The organism is Bacillus sp. FSL R5-0431, from assembly GCF_038002985.1.
Classification (GTDB): domain Bacteria; phylum Bacillota; class Bacilli; order Bacillales; family Bacillaceae; genus Bacillus.
Window position 1 is genome coordinate 3,253,224 of sequence record NZ_JBBOOG010000001.1, and the last position, 18,053, is coordinate 3,271,276.

Sequence of the window (18,053 nt, forward strand, 5' to 3'; positions counted from 1 at the left end):
AAGTATATTATGAATGCTCGTATTTTTCAACGTCCGCTCTGCATATATGGTAAAAAATAGAATATATCATTACCTATTGTCATCAAATATAATCCACACTACACTCATTGTTTTTTCACAAATATGGTAATATATATTACATCATTGATTGAATAAGAGGGTAAAAATGAATTTTATGAGTGATAAATCCATTAAAAAACTTCTCCATTCGTGGTATACAATGCTGAAGCATCGACATTTTTCGAAGGCTGAAGAAATCAAAACAACTCTATTAAAGCATAAACGTAAAATATCAAAAAAACAGGAACTCTATTTACATTATCAGCTGATGCTTTTTCGCCATCAGCTCTGGATGAATCAGACAGAGGACCTAGAAAAAATCAAACATGAACTGATGCAGCACAAAGATGATATGAACGAAGAACTGGCCTATTACTTTTACTTCTTTCTAGGGCTCTACGAAGCTTTAAACAGCGATCAAAATGATGCGATCTACTATCTCGAAAAGGCGGAAGAACGCCTGTCATTCCTTAACGATGAGCTGGAGGAAGCAGAGTTCCATTTCCGTACAAGTGGTGTTTATTATAACAACCGCTATTCGTTGTTATCAATTCGTCATATTCAAAAAGCCATGGATATCTTTGCAAAGCATGGGGATGATCATAGCCTCTATCGTTGTAAAATTGTGCTCGGTCTTAATTATAGCGATCAAAAAAAATATGAGGAAGCAGAAGCTATTTTTATTGAGATCATCGAATACGTGAACATCATTGATGATCAAGAATTGCTCGGTATCGTTTATTATGACGCTGGTTTTATTCAGTCGAGACAAAATCGTCACAAGAAAGCGCTGGAATACTTTAAAAAAGCACTTCGTCTCCCAGCATACCGGAAGGCAGCACACTCCTATGTATCGTGCCTCTACGAAACGGTGCGTTCCTGTTATAAAGAAAATTTAACCGATGAAGGAATGAAGTATATTCAAAAAGGATTAAAAGAGGCCGTTGCTTCTCAGTTTGATATTTTAAGAATCAAGTTCCAAATCTTATTTCTTCTCTACAGCCAAACGCCAAAGGCAGATGAGCAGATCGCAAGGCTCGTCACATGTCTTGAACGAAAAGAAGCTTGGATTGATCTTGAGGATCTGCTTGCCGATGTCTCAGATTTTTATAAAAAAAAGGGCGACTTTGAGCGAGCCGCCTTTTTTATCATGAGAGGCTGATGTCAGCCTGCTCATTATCGAATTGTATTCACTAATCCCAGCATCTGATCACCCATTGTAATCGTTCTTGAGTTCATCTGATAGGAGCGCTGTGTTGTCATGAGATCTGTTAATTCTTTAGACATGTCCACATTCGACGTTTCAAGTGCACCTTGCTGAAGCTGAATCGCTTGGCGGTTTGCTCCATTTAGTGCCGTTAATGCGCCTTGATAAGTATCGTCAACTGAGAACAAATTATCTCCTTCAGAGACGAGTGCTGAAGAGTTATTGACTTGTACAACACCTAGATTCACCTGCTGATTCGGTTGATTATCTCTTGAAATAGCCGTAAGACGTCCATTTTTATCTATTGAAATATCACGGAAATTCGCATTTAAGACAATTTCATTTCCGTTTTCATCAAGAATCGGATAGCCTTCGCTAGTGACAAGCTGAACTTGATTACGATTATTGCCTGGCTGTAAGTAAAGAGAACCATCTCTTGTATAACGGATATTACCGCCGGCGTTGACCTGCATATACTGAGATGGCGCTCCAAATGCAACATCAAGATCACGTCCTGTTTCTTTAATAGAACCTTGCATCGAGTTAATGGACGCATTGACCATAGTACCCGTTCCAAGCCTTAGCCCATCAGGTGTCAGACGACTGTTTGCCACCTGCTCATTTTTTTCATCTACCTGATTGAACTGTTGTCTGATCAGCTCTGAAAAGCGGGTATTTTTCGCGCGGTACCCTGTTGTTTCACTGTTCGCAATGTTGTTGCTGATTATATCAAGCTGCTTTTGCACTTCGTTCATCGATACAGCTGCATTGATCATCGTTCTAAGCATGAGAATCCTCCTTTCTTTTTCATTTCTTGATTAGTACACTCTGCCAATTTCATTTACTGCTTTTTCTAAGCTTTTATCATACGCCTGAACCACTTTTTGGTTTGTTTCAAATGCTCGATAGGCGGTTGTCATTTCTGTATATGATTTCGTCACATCCACGTTCGACAGCTCCGATACACCTTGACTTAACATATAGGACATTTGACCATTATTGACTGCACTTGGCAGTGGCTGGTTATCAGCTGTACGGTATAAATCATTTCCTTCTCTCGCTAAGTTCCTTGTATCCATCGCAACACGTACATCGATTTGTCCGAGATTTTGTCCATTTTCACTCACAGTTCCATCTGCATTCACTTTGAAATTCTCACTCTGAACCGTAATCGGCTGACCTGTCACGGAAAGAAGGGCACGGCCACCAATGGTCAACTGATTTTGTGCATTCAATGTAATGGAGCTGCTTTTCGTATAACGAACGCCTTCTGGTGTATTAACTGCATAAAAGAGCGCTGATTTCTGATTGGTCTCCGGGTTGATCGGCACATTATTTTCGACTAGTGCGACATCCGTTGTTTGATCTGTTGTTTTTAAAGTTCCCTGTGTAAATTGAGGGATCAGTTCCTGCATATATGTCCCCGTGTTAATACCGCCAATCGGCGTTTGCTGAGGAACACTAAAACCTTTGCCTGAGGATGTTTGGAAACGTCCTGATTCCATTCGGCTTAGCAGCATTTCCGGAAATGCCCGCATGGTCCCCTCATCCGCTTTATAACCTGGCGTATTCGCATTTGCGATATTATTTGAAAGCATTTCTGTCCGCCGCTCTTGAGCGATCATGGCAGATGTTGCGGTGTATAGTCCTTTTAACACGTGCTCACCTCATTAAAATTCTTTCACATGACCTAAACACAATCTTCTATGAAATATATCGGCATATTTGCAGGGTTCTTTAATAAAAATCCCCCATTCTTTCGAAAAAGAATGAGGGACATCATTAGCTGAGTTTACGCTTTGGCAGCTTGTCCATATTATCAAGCATGACGCCAGTACCAACAGCTACACAATCCATTGGATTCTCGGCAACGAAAACTGGTACTTTCAGCTCTTCTGCAAGCAATTGATCAAGCCCGTTTAGAAGAGCTCCGCCACCTGTAATGATGACGCCGCGATCAATAATATCAGCTGATAATTCAGGCGGTGTTCTCTCAAGAACTTGCTTCGCAGCCTGAACAATCGCAGATACAGATTCACGCAATGCTTCTTCTACTTCTTTGCTTGTGACGGTAATCGTTCTTGGTAATCCTGTCACCATGTCTCGTCCACGAATTGAAATCTCTTCGTGACGTGCGTCTGGGAATACCGTTGCAACTTGGATCTTAATATCCTCAGCCGTGCGCTCACCGATCAACAGCTTGTACTCTTTTTTAATGTAGTTGAGAATTTCCAGATCAAATTTGTCTCCAGCCATTTTAATAGAAGAGGCGGTTACAATGTCACCCATTGAGATGACAGCGATATCTGTCGTTCCGCCTCCAATATCTACGACCATGTTTCCACTCGGCTGAAAAATATCCATACCAGCACCGATAGCTGCTACTTTTGGCTCTTCTTCAAGAAATACATGCTTACCACCGCTTTTTTCAGCAGCTTCTTTGATCGCCTTCTGCTCAACAGATGTAATGTTTGTCGGGCAGCAGATGAGCATACGCGGCTTAGAGAACAGCCCTTTCACATTTAATGAATTAATAAAATGCTTGAGCATCGCTTCAGTTACTTCAAAATCAGCGATTACGCCATCTTTTAATGGACGAATCGCAACAATATTCCCAGGCGTACGTCCAACCATACGTCTAGCCTCTTCTCCAACAGCCAAAACTTTCCCGCTGTTTTTGTCAAGAGCTACAACAGATGGTTCATTTAACACAATTCCTTTTCCTTTGACATGAATCAGTACATTAGCAGTACCAAGATCAATTCCAATATCCCTAGCAAACATCTATATATATCCTCCTTGAAAATCTGTTTCCATAGCAAATACCACATTCTGCCCTAATTATATATTCTATCATAATTTGCAGAAAAAAAGATATTTCTTTACAAAAGTCTTTACAAAATTTGTGGTTAGAAACTACCGATATGAGGAAGATATATATGTCATGTTTATGAACAAAGAACTAAGCTTACTGTTTCACAGGCTCGCCTTCTAAAATTTCTTCTTTTTTATACTTTAATTTAGTGGCTTCTCCTCCTCGCAAGTGGCGGATTGATTTATGATAATCCAGTATCTCCTTCACTTCATTAGCCAGATCTGGATTAATTTCTGGCAGTCTTTCTGTTAGATCCTTGTGTACAGTACTTTTAGAGACTCCAAATTCTTTCGCAATTACACGAACGGTTTTCTTTGTCTCCACGATATACTTTCCTATCTTGATTGTTCGCTCTTTGATGTAATCGTGCACACCACTCGACCTCCCTAAAATGGATGTGAGAAGTGTGAAATGAGATCCGTATCAATATTATCCATTTTCAGCAGCGCTTGTTCGTCTTAATTTCTCATCCATTAGGTAGTAAATGCCAAACACGATCCCTCACCTCAAACACTCTCTTTGTCAGGTTTGTAACAGTGTATTAGCATTGCATAGGGAATATGCTAAAAATGAAGATGGGACAAGGGATTTATCAGAAAATGCAATCATTTCGAGTGGCGAAAATTTTCACTTTACAAGAATGGGTCGAGCACGTAAAATAGGAAAGGTGATTTTATTTACCTAGCTAAATATTTAAAAAAAGGTGAGCATATGGATACGTTAAATAGAGAGTGTTTACATCAAATACACCAAAGCGCCAGGTTGCTGTCTAAAAAGGCGAACGAAGCGCTTGTTGCTTATGACTTGTACATGTCCCAATGGACTGTACTTTTTTGTTTGGATACATTCGGCCCGAAAACCCAAAAAGACATTTGGACATATTTGAACGTCGAAGCCCCAACCATTACCCGAACCGTAACCCGTCTAGAAGCTAATGGCTGGGTGAAACGTGTACAAGGAAAAGACAAACGTGAAAATCTGATCGTGATGACAGATGATGCTAAGGCCCGATTTGAAGAAATCAAACGTACGATGGAACAATTTGAAGAAGAAATACTTTCAGATTTCACCCACGAAGAAAAACAACTCCTCCATACACTTTTACACAAATTATCAACTGAATAGGAAGTGACATACATCATGAACGAACGCATTTGGACAAGAGACTTTATCATGATTGTCCTGGTGAATTTATTTACGTTCACCTCTTTTTATGCCCTTTTGACATTGCTGCCCATTTACACAATGGATGAACTAAATGGAACAGAATCACAGGGCGGCCTCCTTGTGACGGTCTTCTTATTGTCTGCTATTGTGACAAGACCGTTTTCTGGAGCCATTATTGAGAAATTCGGCAAAAAACGGATGGCGATTTTCTCATCAACGGCATTTGCCTTACTCACTTATTTATACATTCCGATTGATCAATTCCATACGCTTCTCATGTTGCGTTTCATGCAGGGAATCTTTTTTAGCATTTTGACGACAGTAGCCAGTGCCATTGCGGCGGATATGATCCCGAAACATAAACGCGGGGAAGGACTCGGCTACTTTGTCATGTCGATGAACCTTGCTGTTGTCATCGGTCCATTTATCGCACTGAATCAAGTAGGAAAAGTAGGATTCCATTCTTTATTCCTTCTCTTTTCCATTATCGTTACCATCGGGGCTGCTTTTACGATGCTGATTAGACAGCCGGAGCCTGAAAACGGGGGAAGCGTCGTCTTCCGATTTACTTTTTCTCACCTGTTTGAAAAAGGCGCATTAAAAACAGCGGCAGTCGGCATCATTATTTCCTTCTGTTATTCGCCGATCATTTCATTTATTTCAGTCTATGCCAATTCCCTTCACTTGATGGGTGCAAGCAGTTATTTCTTTATTGTGTTTGCGGCAGCGATGCTTGGATCACGTCCATTTACAGGCAGACTTTTTGACCGAGTAGGACCTCACATTGTGATCTATCCTTCCATTGCTCTTTTTGCGATTGGTTTATGGATGCTGACAGCTACACATTCAGCGACAATGCTTCTTCTATCAGGTGCTGTCATTGGTCTTGGATATGGATCTCTAGTGCCATGTTTACAAACACTTGCCATTCAGCACTCACCAGCTCACCGTACAGGCTACGCGACGGCTACTTTCTTTACCCTATATGATACGGGTATTGCTGCTGGCTCATTTGTATTTGGTCTTCTTGTCAGCTTCACAGACTTTTCAAATGTATATCTCATTGCAGGTATTGTTGTCTTGCTAAGTATGATTGTTTTTTATTGGAGCGAACGAAAGCCACAAGAAGCAAAAGCACAGAAGGTCTCCCTATCAGAATAGGATACTATTTTAAACTTCATCGGAAACATGCTAAAATATAGGATATTTCAAATAGACGATTATTTGAAAAATAGTTGGCATTAAGCGAAGGTATAGGTGATGTTTTGAATTACGAATTGTTTAAAGTCATACACGGGATGGCTCATCATTCTGAGTTTTTAGATCAAGCCATGATTTTCATTACGAAAAAGGCCATTCTTGTGTATGCCCTTGTCTTATTGATTTGCTGGTTTTTAGGTAATCACAAATTTAAGAAGCATGTCTTCTTTTCCGGTGTAACGGGCATCGCGGCACTCATCGTCAATTTTGCGATTACACTGTTTCATTATGAAGAGCGGCCGTTTGTGGCGCATAAAGTCGACACACTCATTCCGCACTCAGCAGACGCTTCCTTCCCAAGTGACCATACAACAGGTGCACTGGCTCTTTCACTTGCCATTAGATCTCGTAATAAAAAGCTTGGCAACATCTTGCTCGTCTTTGGATTACTCACAGGATTCTCCCGCATTTGGGTCGGTCACCATTATCCATTAGATGTCTTAGGCAGCTTAGTCGTATCGATCGTGGTTGTCTTTATCATGAATAAATTATGGAAGTTCTTTGACTCTCCAATTGACCGCATTGTCACTTTCTATGAGACAATTGTAGGGAAAATATTCAGAAGGAAGCAAAAGGATCAGGGCTCTGACCTGTCTAACTCTTAAGCGGCTTGCGATAACGTGATGAAGAATCTTCTTCCACTTATCGCGCCGCTTTTTTTATTGGCTGTCCTCCTCTGACCTTGTTCGAAAAATAAAGACTGACACCGATGCCGGTAAGGGAAATCATGATCAACGTCCAGCCTAACTGCTCAAAATGAGGACCAGCAATTTCATCCCCAAACAGCATACCGAGGACAGCAGACGACAGAATGGAACCAAGGTAACGGCATGTTTGAAAAAGCCCGGAGGACGTGCCAATCATATGCTGAGGACTTGCCTTGAGCATCGCCGCTTGCAGCGCAACATTCCCAATCCCGTAACTCAGTCCAAGCAGCGCTAGAACCACCCCTTTTCCCCATAATGGTGCCGGAATAAAAAAGAAGGTCATCGCAGATGCTCCAGCCAGCATCAATACCGCACTGGCTAATACTGGATGACGTTCATCCCCGCGGTCCACCCACTTTCCTGTCAGCGGCGACACAATGATGCTCACCCCAGACATGCACAGCATAAAAAGACCCGTCATTTCCACACGCCAGCCTAATTCATCCTGGAAATAGCTCGGCAAACCAAAGAAAAGACAATAGAAAAATATATTTAAAATGATAAATTGCACATACACAAGTGACAGCCGCTGCTCCTGTCTGAACATTCGAATTTGAATAAACGGTTCATCCACCTGATACTCCCACCAGATAAAAGCGCCTGCACTCACGAGACAAAGAATCCCCTGTACATATTGAATCCCATCACCTAGTGATAATAAAAACGAAAGCAGAAGGACAATACAAACTGTAAAAAGAAGCATCCCTGGCAAATCGAGCTTCCGTACCGTTTCACCTATACGAAGCTTTCTCTTTTTCTGCTCCTTTGGAAACAAAGTTAGTCCAAGAAAGAAGCTGATCAAAATAAAAGGCAGGTTCACTAAAAAGATAGCTGGCCAGCCGCCGATTGTCATCAAAAAGCCGCCAAGCGTCGGTCCAAGTGCCGTCATCGCCGAAGCGAAAATGGACAATACCGCTAACGCCGAAGCCTGCTTTTCCTGAATATGATCCCGAATGAGTCCGACACCAGAAGGATAAATGGCACTGCTCCCAATCGCCTGCAGCAGCCGGATCACAATCAGCACTGCAAACGTTGGGGCAAACGGCGCACAGATGGCTGAGACCGCCACAAGACCTAGCCCGAATAAAAATAATGTTCTCCGGCTCATCACATGATCCCCAATCCGGCCGCTCACCGGCTGCGTCACCGCACTGGCTAAATAAAAAGACGAAATAAGCCAAGATACAGTCGTAAATGACAAGCCGAATTCATGCTGAATTTGATGCAAGGCCAAAGAAATCATCGAGGAATTCAGTGGATTTAACATCGTTCCAAAGGCAATAGCAGTTAAAAAAACCTTTCGGCTGTCTCTCCACTTGTTCATACACCGACCCCCTTTTTGTGATCTGGCATGTTTTTTGCCAATCCTTCCGTTATTATGAGATTCATTTCCCTTTTTTACCCTAATCAATTCAAGTTCTCTCTCGGAAAAGCAAGACATACATTTTAAAAAGGGCGAGTGTTGGAAAAACACATATAAAATTGAGAATATGAGGAACAAATGGTAAGATGCTACACATATTTAAAAGCCTACTTTCTCCTTATATGGAGAACGGCTGAAAAGGAGGAGAAGCTTATTATTAAAAAAAGACGGTTTTGGGTCCCAGCCCTTTTCTCGGTTGCAGTATTACTTCTGTCTTCGTGTGGTTCAAATGAAACAAATGGGAACGGAGATAAACGTAATTCTACAGCGAAAGGGTCGCCAATTTTGGAGGATGGAAAATTTATATTTGCAGCATCAGGTGAATTTCACCCGTTTAGTTACATGGATGGAAATCAGATGTCAGGCTTTGATATCGATGTAGGCAATGCGATTAGTGACAAACTAGGCCTCGAGCCTATACAGAAAAAATATAAATTCGCAGGCATCGTCGAAGGTGTGAAAGCAGGAAAATTTGATGCGGCAGTTGCAAGTCATACCATCAATGAGGAACGAAAAAAACACGTCCTTTTATCTAAGCCCTATTACTACTCTGGTCCGCAAATTTTTACAAGACCTGGAGCAGACATTCAACATGCTGATGACTTAAAAGACAAAGAAATCGCTGTATCAAAAGGCTCGTCCTACGCTGATATTGCAAAGGAACATAGCGGGCAGGAACCAAAATATTACGACAGTGATGTAGTCGCTTTAGAAGCACTGGCCAACGGAAAACACGATGCAGTCGTGACGGATTTCGCCACAGGTGCGGAAGCCATGAAGAAAAAATTAAAAATCGAAGCACAGGAAAGACTCGGACAAAGCGAGCAGGCAATCGCTGTATCAAAAGAAAATAAACAGCTCATAGAAGAGATCAACGATGCGATTGACGCACTAAAAAAAGACGGAACATTAAGACAAATTAGCGAGAAATACTTTGACGAAGACATCACGGTCAAACAAAATTAAAACCACGATTGTGCGCCTTTCTTAGGCGCACTTTCTTCAAATGGAGATGATTGTTTTGCCTACTCTATCACATTTTTTTCAGACGCTGATTGATTCTAGAGGTATTTTTTTAGAAGGAATGCTGCTCACCTTACAGCTCACTGTGATCAGCATCTTCATCGGCATGTTCATCGGACTCTTCTTTGCTTTATTGAAAATATCACGCGTGGCTGTCTTCGGTTATATCGCCAACGCCTATATCTTCCTTGTACGCGGAACACCACTGATTGTTCAAATTTTCATCCTATATTTTGGACTGACGGAATTAAATATCCCCGACTTCTGGGCTGCTTCCATTGCGCTCGCCTTTCATAATGGAGCATATATAGCAGAAATATTCAGAGGCGCCATCCAATCGATCGATCAGGGGCAAAAAGAGGCAGGACGCTCTCTTGGCATGGGACGTTTCCTAACAATGAGACGCATCATTCTCCCGCAAGCAATGCGGCGCGCACTCCCCCCTCTTGGCAACCAGTTCATTATCGGCTTAAAAGATTCATCACTCGCCGCCTTTATCAGCGTCAATGAACTATTTAACGTCGCCACGACCCAAGGCTCCAACAGCTTTGACAATATGACCTATTTACTTGTTGTAGCCGTCTATTACTTAGTTCTTGTCCTGCTGTTAACATTCGCTGTCCAAACCTTTGAGAAGAAACTATCAGTCAGTGACCATTAGGAGGAGAAGCATGACAGAATCAAAGGAACTCATTCGTGTTGAAAAACTCAATAAATACTTCGGAGAGCTGCATGTTTTAAAGGATATCGATCTCACCGTTTATGAAAATGATGTGGTCGTCTTAATTGGTGCCAGTGGCTCTGGAAAAAGCACCCTGCTCCGCTGTATGAACTTTTTAGAAATAAAAAATGATGGCCAGATCATCATTGATGGGAATCCAGTACATCCAAAACGAGATCAATTAAACGAGATGAGGCAAAAAATAGGCATGGTGTTTCAGCATTTTAATCTCTTCCCGCATAAAACTGTGCTTGAAAACATCATCGAAGCGCCTGTCATGGTGAGAAAAACAAAAAAGGCTCAAGCTGTATCAGAAGCCAACGTCCTGTTGGAAAAGGTCGGACTTGCGGATAAGGCCAACGTATATCCTTCTAAATTATCAGGTGGTCAAAAGCAGCGTGTGGCCATTGCAAGAGCTCTCGCCATGAAGCCAGATGTCATGTTATTTGACGAACCTACGTCTGCCCTCGATCCAGAGCTTGTAGGCGAGGTACTGCAAACAATGAAAAGTCTCGCAAAAGAAGGCATGACGATGGTCATTGTCACACATGAAATGGGCTTTGCGAAAGAAGTCGCCGATCGTGTCGTCTATATGCACGAAGGCCGCATCGTCGAAGAAGGCACCCCATCAGAATTGTTCGATTCTCCTCAAGAGGAACGAACCAAGCTGTTTCTCAGCTCCATTTTATAGGTCAAACGCCCTTTATTTTTCGTGCTCAGTGCACGTTTTTTCTCTTTTTTTACGAACTTTTCATCCATTTATATCGAATATAACCAAAAACCATGTAAGATTAACTAACACGGTTATGTTATATATGACTTTTCTCTCTATAATGAAGAATTAAGAAATCAATTAATTCTGAATGATTCAGGGGGAATGCAGCATGCAAATGGGTGATACAGTATTTATGTTCTTCTGCGCACTACTCGTGTGGTTAATGACACCGGGTTTAGCCTTATTCTACGGAGGACTCGTGAGAAGTAAAAACGTCTTAAGTACAACCATGCACAGCTTAACTTCACTAGCAATCGTCTCCATCGTATGGATCATGTTTGGCTATTCCTTGGCTTTTGCGCCAGGCAATGCATGGATCGGAGGCTTAGACTGGATTGGACTAAAAGGCGTTGGCTTTGAACCTGGTTCCTACAGTGAGACCATTCCACATTCATTGTTCATGATGTTCCAAATGACCTTTGCCGTCTTAACAACAGCCATCATCTCAGGTGCCTTTGCTGAACGAATTCGCTACTCAGCGGTCGTCGTGTTTACACTCCTTTGGGTCACATTTGTATACGCGCCAGTCGCACACTGGGTATGGGGCGGCGGTTGGATTGGCGAAATGGGTGCACTTGACTTTGCCGGAGGAAACGTGGTTCACATTTCATCTGGTGTTGCGGGTCTAGTCGTGGCGATTGTGCTCGGGAAGCGTAAAGAAGCAGCAAACTCTTCTCCTCATAATTTGATCTACACCCTTCTTGGCGGAGCTGTCATTTGGTTTGGATGGTTTGGCTTTAACGTTGGAAGTGCCCTTACATTAGACAGTGTCGCGATGTATGCCTTTATTAACACCAATACAGCTGCTGCTGCAGGAATCATCGGCTGGCTGTTAGTAGAGTGGATGATCAACAAAAAGCCTACTATGCTCGGCGCGATTTCTGGAGCCATCGCAGGTCTTGTCGCGATTACACCTGCCGCAGGTTTTGTCACCCCATTTGCTTCTATTATCATCGGAATCATCGGCGGGATCGTGTGTTTCTGGGGAGTCTTCTCACTCAAAGCCAAATTTGGCTATGATGATGCACTGGATGCATTCGGGCTTCACGGAATTGGCGGGACTTGGGGAGGTATTGCAACTGGACTTTTCGCAACAACCTCTGTCAATGACGGCGGAGCCAATGGCTTATTTTACGGAGATGCCAGCTTACTTTGGAAGCAAGTAGTCGCTATTGTTGCCACCTACGCCTTTGTAGCCGTTGTGACATACGTGATCATCAAAGTGGTCAATCTCTTCTTCAAGATTCGTGCAACCGAAGAAGAAGAATCAGTGGGCCTTGATTTAACCATGCACGGTGAAAAAGCCTATCAAGATTAAAGAAAAAGGGGTGTCTCGATGAGCAAAATGTATAAAGTGGAGATTGTCACACGTCCAGCCAATTTTGAAACATTAAAGGTGGAGCTTGGAAAGATTGGTGTCACCTCAATTACCTTTTCGAATGTGCACGGCTGCGGCCTACAAAAGGGACATACAGAGCTATACCGCGGCGTCAAAAAGGAAAGCAATGTGTACGAACGATTAAAGATTGAAATCGTCCTAAGCAAAGTACCTGTCGAACTGGTCGTTGAAACAGCTCAAAAGGTACTTCGTACAGGCGAACCAGGGGATGGGAAAATTTTTATATATGAGATAGAAAATACAATCAACATTCGGACAGGTGAAGAAGGGCCTGCCGCCCTATAAACCATCCCCCGCCAAGTGCGGGGGATTTTTTTAAGACAGAAAAAAACCTCTGCATAATTCATACACAGAGGTTGCAAGGCTTTAAGATTGTTTTGTTTCTTCAGATTGACTGCTGTCTTTAGAGGAATCAGAAGACTTTTCTTGATCAGAGGATTTCCCCTTCTCATCAGACTTTTCTTCAGATTTTTCTCCAGCAGGCTCTTTGGTCTTATCTTCAGCAGCAGGTTCCTTTGTTTTTTCATCAGCTTTTGGCTGAGCAGGTTCTTTTGCTTCTTCCGTCACTTCTTGCGCGGCCTTTTCAATAGTCGAAACAGGCTTGTCAATGAAGCTAAGTGGATTAAGCGCTAAACCTTCCATACGAATTTCAAAATGCACATGGTTGCCGCTTTCAGCACCATAAAGATTTTTACCAGAAGCACCGATGACATCATTCTGCTTCACTTCATCGCCTTCTTTGACACTCACTTGTGACAACGATTGATAAACAGTCGATAATCCATCTTCATGTTCAATTTCAACGACGTGACCGAGAACTGGATCTTTTTTCGCTTGAACCACTGTTCCACTAAGAGCAGCTGTGACATCAAACACTTTGCCATCTTTATCTGCAAGATCAATACCTTTGCTCAAGGTATAGGTGTTATTATAGTTTACAAGTGCTGCTTCTTTTTCTTTTTGATCAGCATCTGCTTCATAGAACTTTTTCACGACAGAAACATTATCAGAATTCTGGACCGGCATTGCAACATTTTCAATTGGCTTTCCAACTTCAACGGCATCATCACGCTGTTCTTGCCCTGTTTGATTTCCATCAGATAGTTGGTCTTTCACATCTTTTGATACAGCTTGGTACCAAAGAACAGCTGTTAACACGACCGCTGCGCTGACCAAGTAAATAGCAGGGAATACCCAGCGCTTACGGAAAAATTGCTGAACTTTTGTGATTTTGGAAGTACGTTTCTTTTCTTCCTCTCTCATTTTTCATCACCTCAGCAACATTCTGAACACTTTTCAAAAAATATATACACACGAAATCATTTTTCTTTTTATTTTGCGCAATCGCACCAATAATATGTATGATGAATGAAAAAAAGACGGGGGACTTTATTGTGAAAACTTTCAACCGCATAGCAACAGAAGATGATCTCAAAGCGATCGTTGATATTTACAATTCAACCATTGCTTCAAGAGAAGTAACCGCCGACACAGAACCAGTTTCAGTTGAAGACCGCCGGCAATGGTTTTTGAATCATTCAGAGAAAAGACCTCTCTATGTGAAAACAGATGAGGATGGACATATCTACGGATGGCTCAGCTTTGAAACGTTTTACGGAAGACCTGCATACAACGGGACCGTTGAAATGAGTATTTACTTAAACCAAGACGATCGAGGGAAAGGCTTAGGGTCACTTTTCTTACAAGAGGCCATTGAGTTGGCACCTTCATTAGGCATTCGAACGTTACTTGCCTTTATTTTCGGGCACAACGAAGCCAGCATTCGATTATTTAAAAAGCACGGCTTTGAGACATGGGGTCACCTGCCACGTATCGCAGAAATGGACGGCAGCAGATACGATTTAGATATTCTAGGAAAAGAATTATAAAACGAGCGTCTCTCCAACAAAGAGACGCTTTTTTATGAAGCATGTAACAGCTGTTCAAACTGTTTCGCATTTTGAAGAGATTTTCTTTGCAGGATGATGCCATGTTCATCCATCAGAATCGCTTGCGGAACAACAGTTACCCCATACAGCTCCATGATTTGCGAAGAGCGCACATACACAGCTTGATCAGGCAGCAATTGAAGAAGCGACGCATCATCTCCTTGTTCATCTCCATTGATCAAAATGAATTGAGTATCGTCGCTAGAGATGTGCTGCTTCATATCAGACAAAATGCTTTTGCATGTCATACAAGTAGAGTTCACAAATAACAGCATCACGGCTCTTCCGCTCTGCAAATATTCCTTTAAAATGACCTTATCCCCTAAATGTGTATAGCTTCGAAATAACGGCGCCGCATCACCAACATCCGCTTCCTTTAATTCAATCCCATCAAGGGTTTTGATTTTACTCATAAATTTTCCGATAAAGCGGGCAAGCAAAAACACCACAGCCAGCTGAGCAATGACAATGAATAACACAATAATCAGTAGAATATCTGTCATTTCACTTGGTCTCCTTCTATAAATGATTCAAATTGATTCCACTTTCTTTTGAACATCATGATGTCTTTTCCCACCGCTATAATGAAACAGACAGCCACTGCAATCAGAAAACAAATAATGTGAAATTGCCATGGAATTGTTTCTACATAGGAATGCACATAAAACAAGCCAATCACAAGAGCCAGCATCGACACATTACGAATCACAATTCCCCAGTGAAGACGGTCATTTTCAAGTAAACCTCCACAGCCGCATGAAATGTTACGATGTCCTCTCAATAAATTGAAAGTGACCGCTCCAGTATAGGTACATAAAAGTGCTGTAAGACCAATCGCAGGTACAAGAGACATGTTCCATACGAACAATAGACCAGTACAAGCCAATTCAATAGTCAAAAACAAATAAAACATTGGCGCCGTGAGCGCAGAAGGCAGCAGCCGATAAGCATTCATCTGTTGCATATGCGCCTTTTGTTTTCTCACTTTATCAAGCCATGCACCTGCAAAGATGATTCCTAAGAAATAGACACCTATAAAATAAAAGACACTCACCTTACGCCATCTCCTTTTGTTGAAATAGTTGAGATTGTGCCTCATAAAGCCTTTTGTACTCTCCACCTAGCGCCATCAGCTCTTCATGGTTCCCCTCTTCAACGAAAGCACCATCTTTCATCACGATAATGCGGTCTGCTAAGCGGGCCGCTCCCATACGGTGTGTGATAAACAAGACCCCTTGATCCTGCGTATGATCGAATAGCTTTCGAATGAGTGAAATCTCCGATAGCGGATCAAGAGCAGAAGTCGGTTCATCTAAAATGATAAAATCACTTTCTCTAAAGAAGGTTCTCGCCATCGCAAGCTTTTGCCATTGTCCGCCAGACAGTTCATGACCTTCTTCAAAAAACCGGCCAAGCTGCGCATCGTATGTTTCTTCCATTTGATGAATTCTTTTCTCTATGCCTGCTTGCCGCGCAGCTGACACCATGCGCTCTTCCTCATCTATTTCGTCGATACGGCCAAATCCAATGTTTTCTTTCACAGTGAATTCGTACTTCATAAAATCTTGAAAAAGGACAGCCATTCTCGCATGATATGATTTTTTATAAATGGTCGAAATAGACTCACCATTGACCTTTTGCATATTCGGCTTGTCTGGATCATATAAACCGGTCAAACATTTAATCAAGGTCGTCTTACCTGATCCGTTATCCCCCACCAATGCAATGCGTTCACCTTTATTGATATGAAAATGTATATGCTCAATAGCAGGCGTTTTCATATTCGGATAGGTAAAAGAGAGGTTTTCTAGCGTAATGGACTGAATACATTCAATCCTCCGAAGCGATGCCCCTTCCTCTGTCTGCTCATCAATTTCTTCTTCTCTCTTTTGAAAAGTTCTCATTTCATCAATATAGAGACTCGTTTCATATAAACTAGAACATTCCCTCGTTAAGTCTTGAAAACCACTTTGAATATTTTGCACAGCTTGGAGCACAGCGACAAACGTACCCGCTGCTAATTTTTTTTGAAAGATAAGAAAGACAATAAAAAGACCGCAGCACACATAGGCAAATGACATAAGCAATCCGCCCGCCATCTCCCAGCGAACCTGCCGTTTTAGTAATTTATATTTTTCATCTGCACTTTTTACATAATGACCTTTCCATTTTTGAAGAAGATAATGTCCTATTCCATATAAACGGATTTCCTTCAATGAATCTCGCTGTGCAACAAGGTCGGACACATACATTTCTCTTCGATCGTTAGCAGTTAACATGCGGTTTAATTGATACCGCGCGCCTCCAAAGAAGAGCTCAATCCACAAGACAGGCAGGGTAAATAAGATCAGAATGACCGCCAAACCCCAATGGATACCGATCATATAAATGAGAAGTGATACAACAGTAATCAATGCGCTCATGATTGTAAAAATACTTCTAACCATACTCAGAACATGCTGATGACTGTTCATCACACGTTGACTTTCATTATAAAAAGACGGATGTTCAAATGTAATATATGGCAGCCTGATTGCCTTTTGAAGCAATTCACCCTTCAAATGCAAACCAATCAAATTTGTCGCTTTTTGCTGACTAAGTTGAAGAATGAATTGAAGCCCATATCCTAAAACCACAATGACCATTTGCAACCCAAATAACCTTAAGACCTTTTGAATGTCTCCTGAAGAAGTCATGAATAAAATAATTTCATTAATCAATGTTTGAATAATCCAGACACTAGCCAAAGGCATAAAACCAACGATCACTTGGATCAATAGAGTTAACAGAAGATATGATCGACTTCTTTTCCAAGTATAGGAGATTGCATATAAACAATGGTTCACTGTACTCATCAAACGCTCCACCTTACACCATTTAGTATAATTGACATATTTTTGATATTTATATTATGATAGTTCTGCGTAACTTCATTCTGAGAGGACGATAACGATGAATTCAATCTTACTTTTACAGCTCACTCTTATTCTTTGCAGTCTTTTATTGACGATCGGAATCATCATCTATTTAAAACACCAGATGGAATTAATCATCTTACCGATCCAGCATGTCGGACAAAAACTTGTTCATCCGCTAATTGAAAAACCATCACCTATTCAAATGAATGATTTGCTGCAAACCAATCACAAGCAACAGCTGCTTATATTCACTGACACAGCATGTCCGCACTGCATCCCATCACTGGAACAATTCCTAGAAACGAAAAGGCAGCGTCAATTAGACATTTCTTTTAGTGTTTTACTAAAGAATGGGCAAGAAAAGGATCAAGAATTATATCGTGATAACCAAACCAACATGCAAATTATCTCAGTGGACGAACAAATGATAGGCGCCTTTCATATTGAAGAGTTTCCATATTACATCTTGGTAGAAGAGGATGAAACAATCTCATATGCAGCCCCTTTTCCGGATGGTCTTTATTCAAGGATTTCTGCAAAACAAACATAAATGAGGCATGTGAAGACAA

Annotated in this window: 20 protein-coding genes; 11 read left to right on the forward strand and 9 right to left on the reverse strand. The window is 41.6% G+C overall.

Features of this window, described 5'->3' with window-relative positions; genetic code table 11:
* The first annotated feature begins 166 nt into the window (after positions 1-166).
* A complete protein-coding gene (locus MKZ03_RS16765) occupies positions 167-1,222 on the forward strand; it encodes a tetratricopeptide repeat protein (RefSeq protein ID WP_034660235.1) in 1,056 nt (351 codons plus the stop codon).
* Positions 1,223-1,236: 14 nt separating this feature from the next.
* Here MKZ03_RS16765 and MKZ03_RS16770 read toward each other — a convergent pair whose 3' ends face one another.
* The 4 genes from MKZ03_RS16770 to spoIIID all read right to left on the reverse strand — a co-directional run bounded on the left by MKZ03_RS16770 (position 1,237) and on the right by spoIIID (position 4,514).
* On the reverse strand, positions 1,237-2,055 hold the full coding sequence (locus tag MKZ03_RS16770) for a flagellar hook-basal body protein (RefSeq protein ID WP_307500385.1): 819 nt from the start codon (positions 2,053-2,055) through the stop codon (positions 1,237-1,239).
* 30 nt (positions 2,056-2,085) lie between these two features.
* On the reverse strand, positions 2,086-2,925 hold the full coding sequence (locus MKZ03_RS16775) for a flagellar hook-basal body protein (protein WP_341032474.1): 840 nt from the start codon (positions 2,923-2,925) through the stop codon (positions 2,086-2,088).
* A gap of 124 nt (positions 2,926-3,049) precedes the next feature.
* The gene (gene mbl, locus MKZ03_RS16780) at positions 3,050-4,051 is read right to left on the reverse strand and encodes a cell shape-determining protein Mbl (protein WP_012011515.1); all 1,002 of its coding nucleotides are present in this window, start codon (positions 4,049-4,051) and stop codon (positions 3,050-3,052) included.
* 184 nt (positions 4,052-4,235) lie between these two features.
* Positions 4,236-4,514, reverse strand: a complete 279-nt coding sequence (gene spoIIID / locus MKZ03_RS16785) for a sporulation transcriptional regulator SpoIIID (protein ID WP_008343327.1) — start codon at positions 4,512-4,514, stop codon at positions 4,236-4,238.
* Between the two features lie 339 nt (positions 4,515-4,853).
* On the opposite strand from spoIIID, the gene MKZ03_RS16790 reads away from it, so the two are divergent.
* The 3 genes from MKZ03_RS16790 (at position 4,854) to MKZ03_RS16800 (ending at position 7,174) form a co-directional block, all read left to right on the forward strand.
* On the forward strand, positions 4,854-5,267 hold the full coding sequence (locus MKZ03_RS16790; RefSeq protein WP_341032475.1) for a MarR family winged helix-turn-helix transcriptional regulator: 414 nt from the start codon (positions 4,854-4,856) through the stop codon (positions 5,265-5,267).
* Positions 5,268-5,282: 15 nt separating this feature from the next.
* Positions 5,283-6,470, forward strand: a complete 1,188-nt coding sequence (locus MKZ03_RS16795; RefSeq protein WP_034660241.1) for an MFS transporter — start codon at positions 5,283-5,285, stop codon at positions 6,468-6,470.
* A 104-nt stretch (positions 6,471-6,574) separates the two neighbouring features.
* Entirely contained in the window at positions 6,575-7,174 is a 600-nt protein-coding gene (locus tag MKZ03_RS16800; RefSeq protein WP_034660243.1) for an undecaprenyl-diphosphatase, read from the forward strand.
* Between the two features lie 37 nt (positions 7,175-7,211).
* Here MKZ03_RS16800 and MKZ03_RS16805 read toward each other — a convergent pair whose 3' ends face one another.
* Positions 7,212-8,600 carry an MFS transporter gene (locus tag MKZ03_RS16805; RefSeq protein ID WP_034660246.1) on the reverse strand — a complete coding sequence of 463 codons (1,389 nt, stop codon included), beginning with the start codon at positions 8,598-8,600 and terminating at the stop codon, positions 7,212-7,214.
* A gap of 177 nt (positions 8,601-8,777) precedes the next feature.
* Between MKZ03_RS16805 and MKZ03_RS16810 the strand changes: the two genes are divergently transcribed.
* The 5 genes from MKZ03_RS16810 to MKZ03_RS16830 all read left to right on the forward strand — a co-directional run bounded on the left by MKZ03_RS16810 (position 8,778) and on the right by MKZ03_RS16830 (position 12,902).
* Positions 8,778-9,665, forward strand: a complete 888-nt coding sequence (locus MKZ03_RS16810; protein ID WP_066031628.1) for a transporter substrate-binding domain-containing protein — start codon at positions 8,778-8,780, stop codon at positions 9,663-9,665.
* A gap of 40 nt (positions 9,666-9,705) precedes the next feature.
* Positions 9,706-10,383 carry an amino acid ABC transporter permease gene (locus MKZ03_RS16815; protein WP_078061638.1) on the forward strand — a complete coding sequence of 226 codons (678 nt, stop codon included), beginning with the start codon at positions 9,706-9,708 and terminating at the stop codon, positions 10,381-10,383.
* Positions 10,384-10,393: 10 nt separating this feature from the next.
* Complete coding sequence (locus MKZ03_RS16820) at positions 10,394-11,134, forward strand: amino acid ABC transporter ATP-binding protein (RefSeq protein ID WP_034660250.1); 741 nt, start codon at positions 10,394-10,396, stop codon at positions 11,132-11,134.
* Between the two features lie 193 nt (positions 11,135-11,327).
* Entirely contained in the window at positions 11,328-12,536 is a 1,209-nt protein-coding gene (locus tag MKZ03_RS16825; RefSeq protein ID WP_060597474.1) for an ammonium transporter, read from the forward strand.
* An 18-nt stretch (positions 12,537-12,554) separates the two neighbouring features.
* Positions 12,555-12,902, forward strand: a complete 348-nt coding sequence (locus MKZ03_RS16830; RefSeq protein ID WP_034660252.1) for a P-II family nitrogen regulator — start codon at positions 12,555-12,557, stop codon at positions 12,900-12,902.
* 81 nt (positions 12,903-12,983) lie between these two features.
* Here MKZ03_RS16830 and MKZ03_RS16835 read toward each other — a convergent pair whose 3' ends face one another.
* Positions 12,984-13,880: a peptidoglycan DD-metalloendopeptidase family protein gene (locus tag MKZ03_RS16835; protein ID WP_095285690.1), complete on the reverse strand. Its 897-nt coding sequence runs from the start codon at positions 13,878-13,880 to the stop codon at positions 12,984-12,986.
* Between the two features lie 98 nt (positions 13,881-13,978).
* Here MKZ03_RS16835 and MKZ03_RS16840 point away from each other — a divergent pair, with 98 nt between their 5' ends.
* The gene (locus tag MKZ03_RS16840) at positions 13,979-14,506 is read left to right on the forward strand and encodes a GNAT family N-acetyltransferase (protein ID WP_307500389.1); all 528 of its coding nucleotides are present in this window, start codon (positions 13,979-13,981) and stop codon (positions 14,504-14,506) included.
* Positions 14,507-14,538: 32 nt separating this feature from the next.
* On the opposite strand, the gene MKZ03_RS16845 is transcribed toward MKZ03_RS16840, so the two are convergent.
* The 3 genes from MKZ03_RS16845 to MKZ03_RS16855 are packed head-to-tail and all read right to left on the reverse strand — an operon-like array spanning position 14,539 to position 17,421.
* The gene (locus MKZ03_RS16845; protein WP_282067843.1) at positions 14,539-15,069 is read right to left on the reverse strand and encodes a TlpA family protein disulfide reductase; all 531 of its coding nucleotides are present in this window, start codon (positions 15,067-15,069) and stop codon (positions 14,539-14,541) included.
* Complete coding sequence (locus MKZ03_RS16850) at positions 15,066-15,620, reverse strand: MauE/DoxX family redox-associated membrane protein (RefSeq protein ID WP_341032477.1); 555 nt, start codon at positions 15,618-15,620, stop codon at positions 15,066-15,068. Before MKZ03_RS16850 ends, MKZ03_RS16845 begins: the two co-directional genes overlap by 4 nt.
* A 1-nt stretch (position 15,621) precedes the next feature.
* Positions 15,622-17,421, reverse strand: a complete 1,800-nt coding sequence (locus MKZ03_RS16855) for an ABC transporter ATP-binding protein (RefSeq protein WP_341032478.1) — start codon at positions 17,419-17,421, stop codon at positions 15,622-15,624.
* A 97-nt stretch (positions 17,422-17,518) separates the two neighbouring features.
* On the opposite strand from MKZ03_RS16855, the gene MKZ03_RS16860 reads away from it, so the two are divergent.
* Entirely contained in the window at positions 17,519-18,034 is a 516-nt protein-coding gene (locus MKZ03_RS16860; RefSeq protein ID WP_341032479.1) for a thiol:disulfide interchange protein, read from the forward strand.
* Positions 18,035-18,053: the final 19 nt, after the last annotated feature.

Coding starts and splice junctions, on each gene's coding strand:
- MKZ03_RS16765 (WP_034660235.1), top strand. CDS start 167: ATGAATTTTATGAGTGATAAATCCATTAAAAAACTTCTCCATTCGTGG.
- MKZ03_RS16770 (WP_307500385.1), bottom strand. CDS start 2,055: ATGCTTAGAACGATGATCAATGCAGCTGTATCGATGAACGAAGTGCAA.
- mbl (WP_012011515.1), bottom strand. CDS start 4,051: ATGTTTGCTAGGGATATTGGAATTGATCTTGGTACTGCTAATGTACTG.
- MKZ03_RS16790 (WP_341032475.1), top strand. CDS start 4,854: ATGGATACGTTAAATAGAGAGTGTTTACATCAAATACACCAAAGCGCC.
- MKZ03_RS16795 (WP_034660241.1), top strand. CDS start 5,283: ATGAACGAACGCATTTGGACAAGAGACTTTATCATGATTGTCCTGGTG.
- MKZ03_RS16805 (WP_034660246.1), bottom strand. CDS start 8,600: ATGAACAAGTGGAGAGACAGCCGAAAGGTTTTTTTAACTGCTATTGCC.
- MKZ03_RS16810 (WP_066031628.1), top strand. CDS start 8,778: ATGGTAAGATGCTACACATATTTAAAAGCCTACTTTCTCCTTATATGG.
- MKZ03_RS16815 (WP_078061638.1), top strand. CDS start 9,706: ATGGAGATGATTGTTTTGCCTACTCTATCACATTTTTTTCAGACGCTG.
- MKZ03_RS16820 (WP_034660250.1), top strand. CDS start 10,394: ATGACAGAATCAAAGGAACTCATTCGTGTTGAAAAACTCAATAAATAC.
- MKZ03_RS16825 (WP_060597474.1), top strand. CDS start 11,328: ATGCAAATGGGTGATACAGTATTTATGTTCTTCTGCGCACTACTCGTG.
- MKZ03_RS16830 (WP_034660252.1), top strand. CDS start 12,555: ATGAGCAAAATGTATAAAGTGGAGATTGTCACACGTCCAGCCAATTTT.
- MKZ03_RS16835 (WP_095285690.1), bottom strand. CDS start 13,880: ATGAGAGAGGAAGAAAAGAAACGTACTTCCAAAATCACAAAAGTTCAG.
- MKZ03_RS16840 (WP_307500389.1), top strand. CDS start 13,979: ATGATGAATGAAAAAAAGACGGGGGACTTTATTGTGAAAACTTTCAAC.
- MKZ03_RS16845 (WP_282067843.1), bottom strand. CDS start 15,069: ATGACAGATATTCTACTGATTATTGTGTTATTCATTGTCATTGCTCAG.
- MKZ03_RS16855 (WP_341032478.1), bottom strand. CDS start 17,421: ATGAGTACAGTGAACCATTGTTTATATGCAATCTCCTATACTTGGAAA.
- MKZ03_RS16860 (WP_341032479.1), top strand. CDS start 17,519: ATGAATTCAATCTTACTTTTACAGCTCACTCTTATTCTTTGCAGTCTT.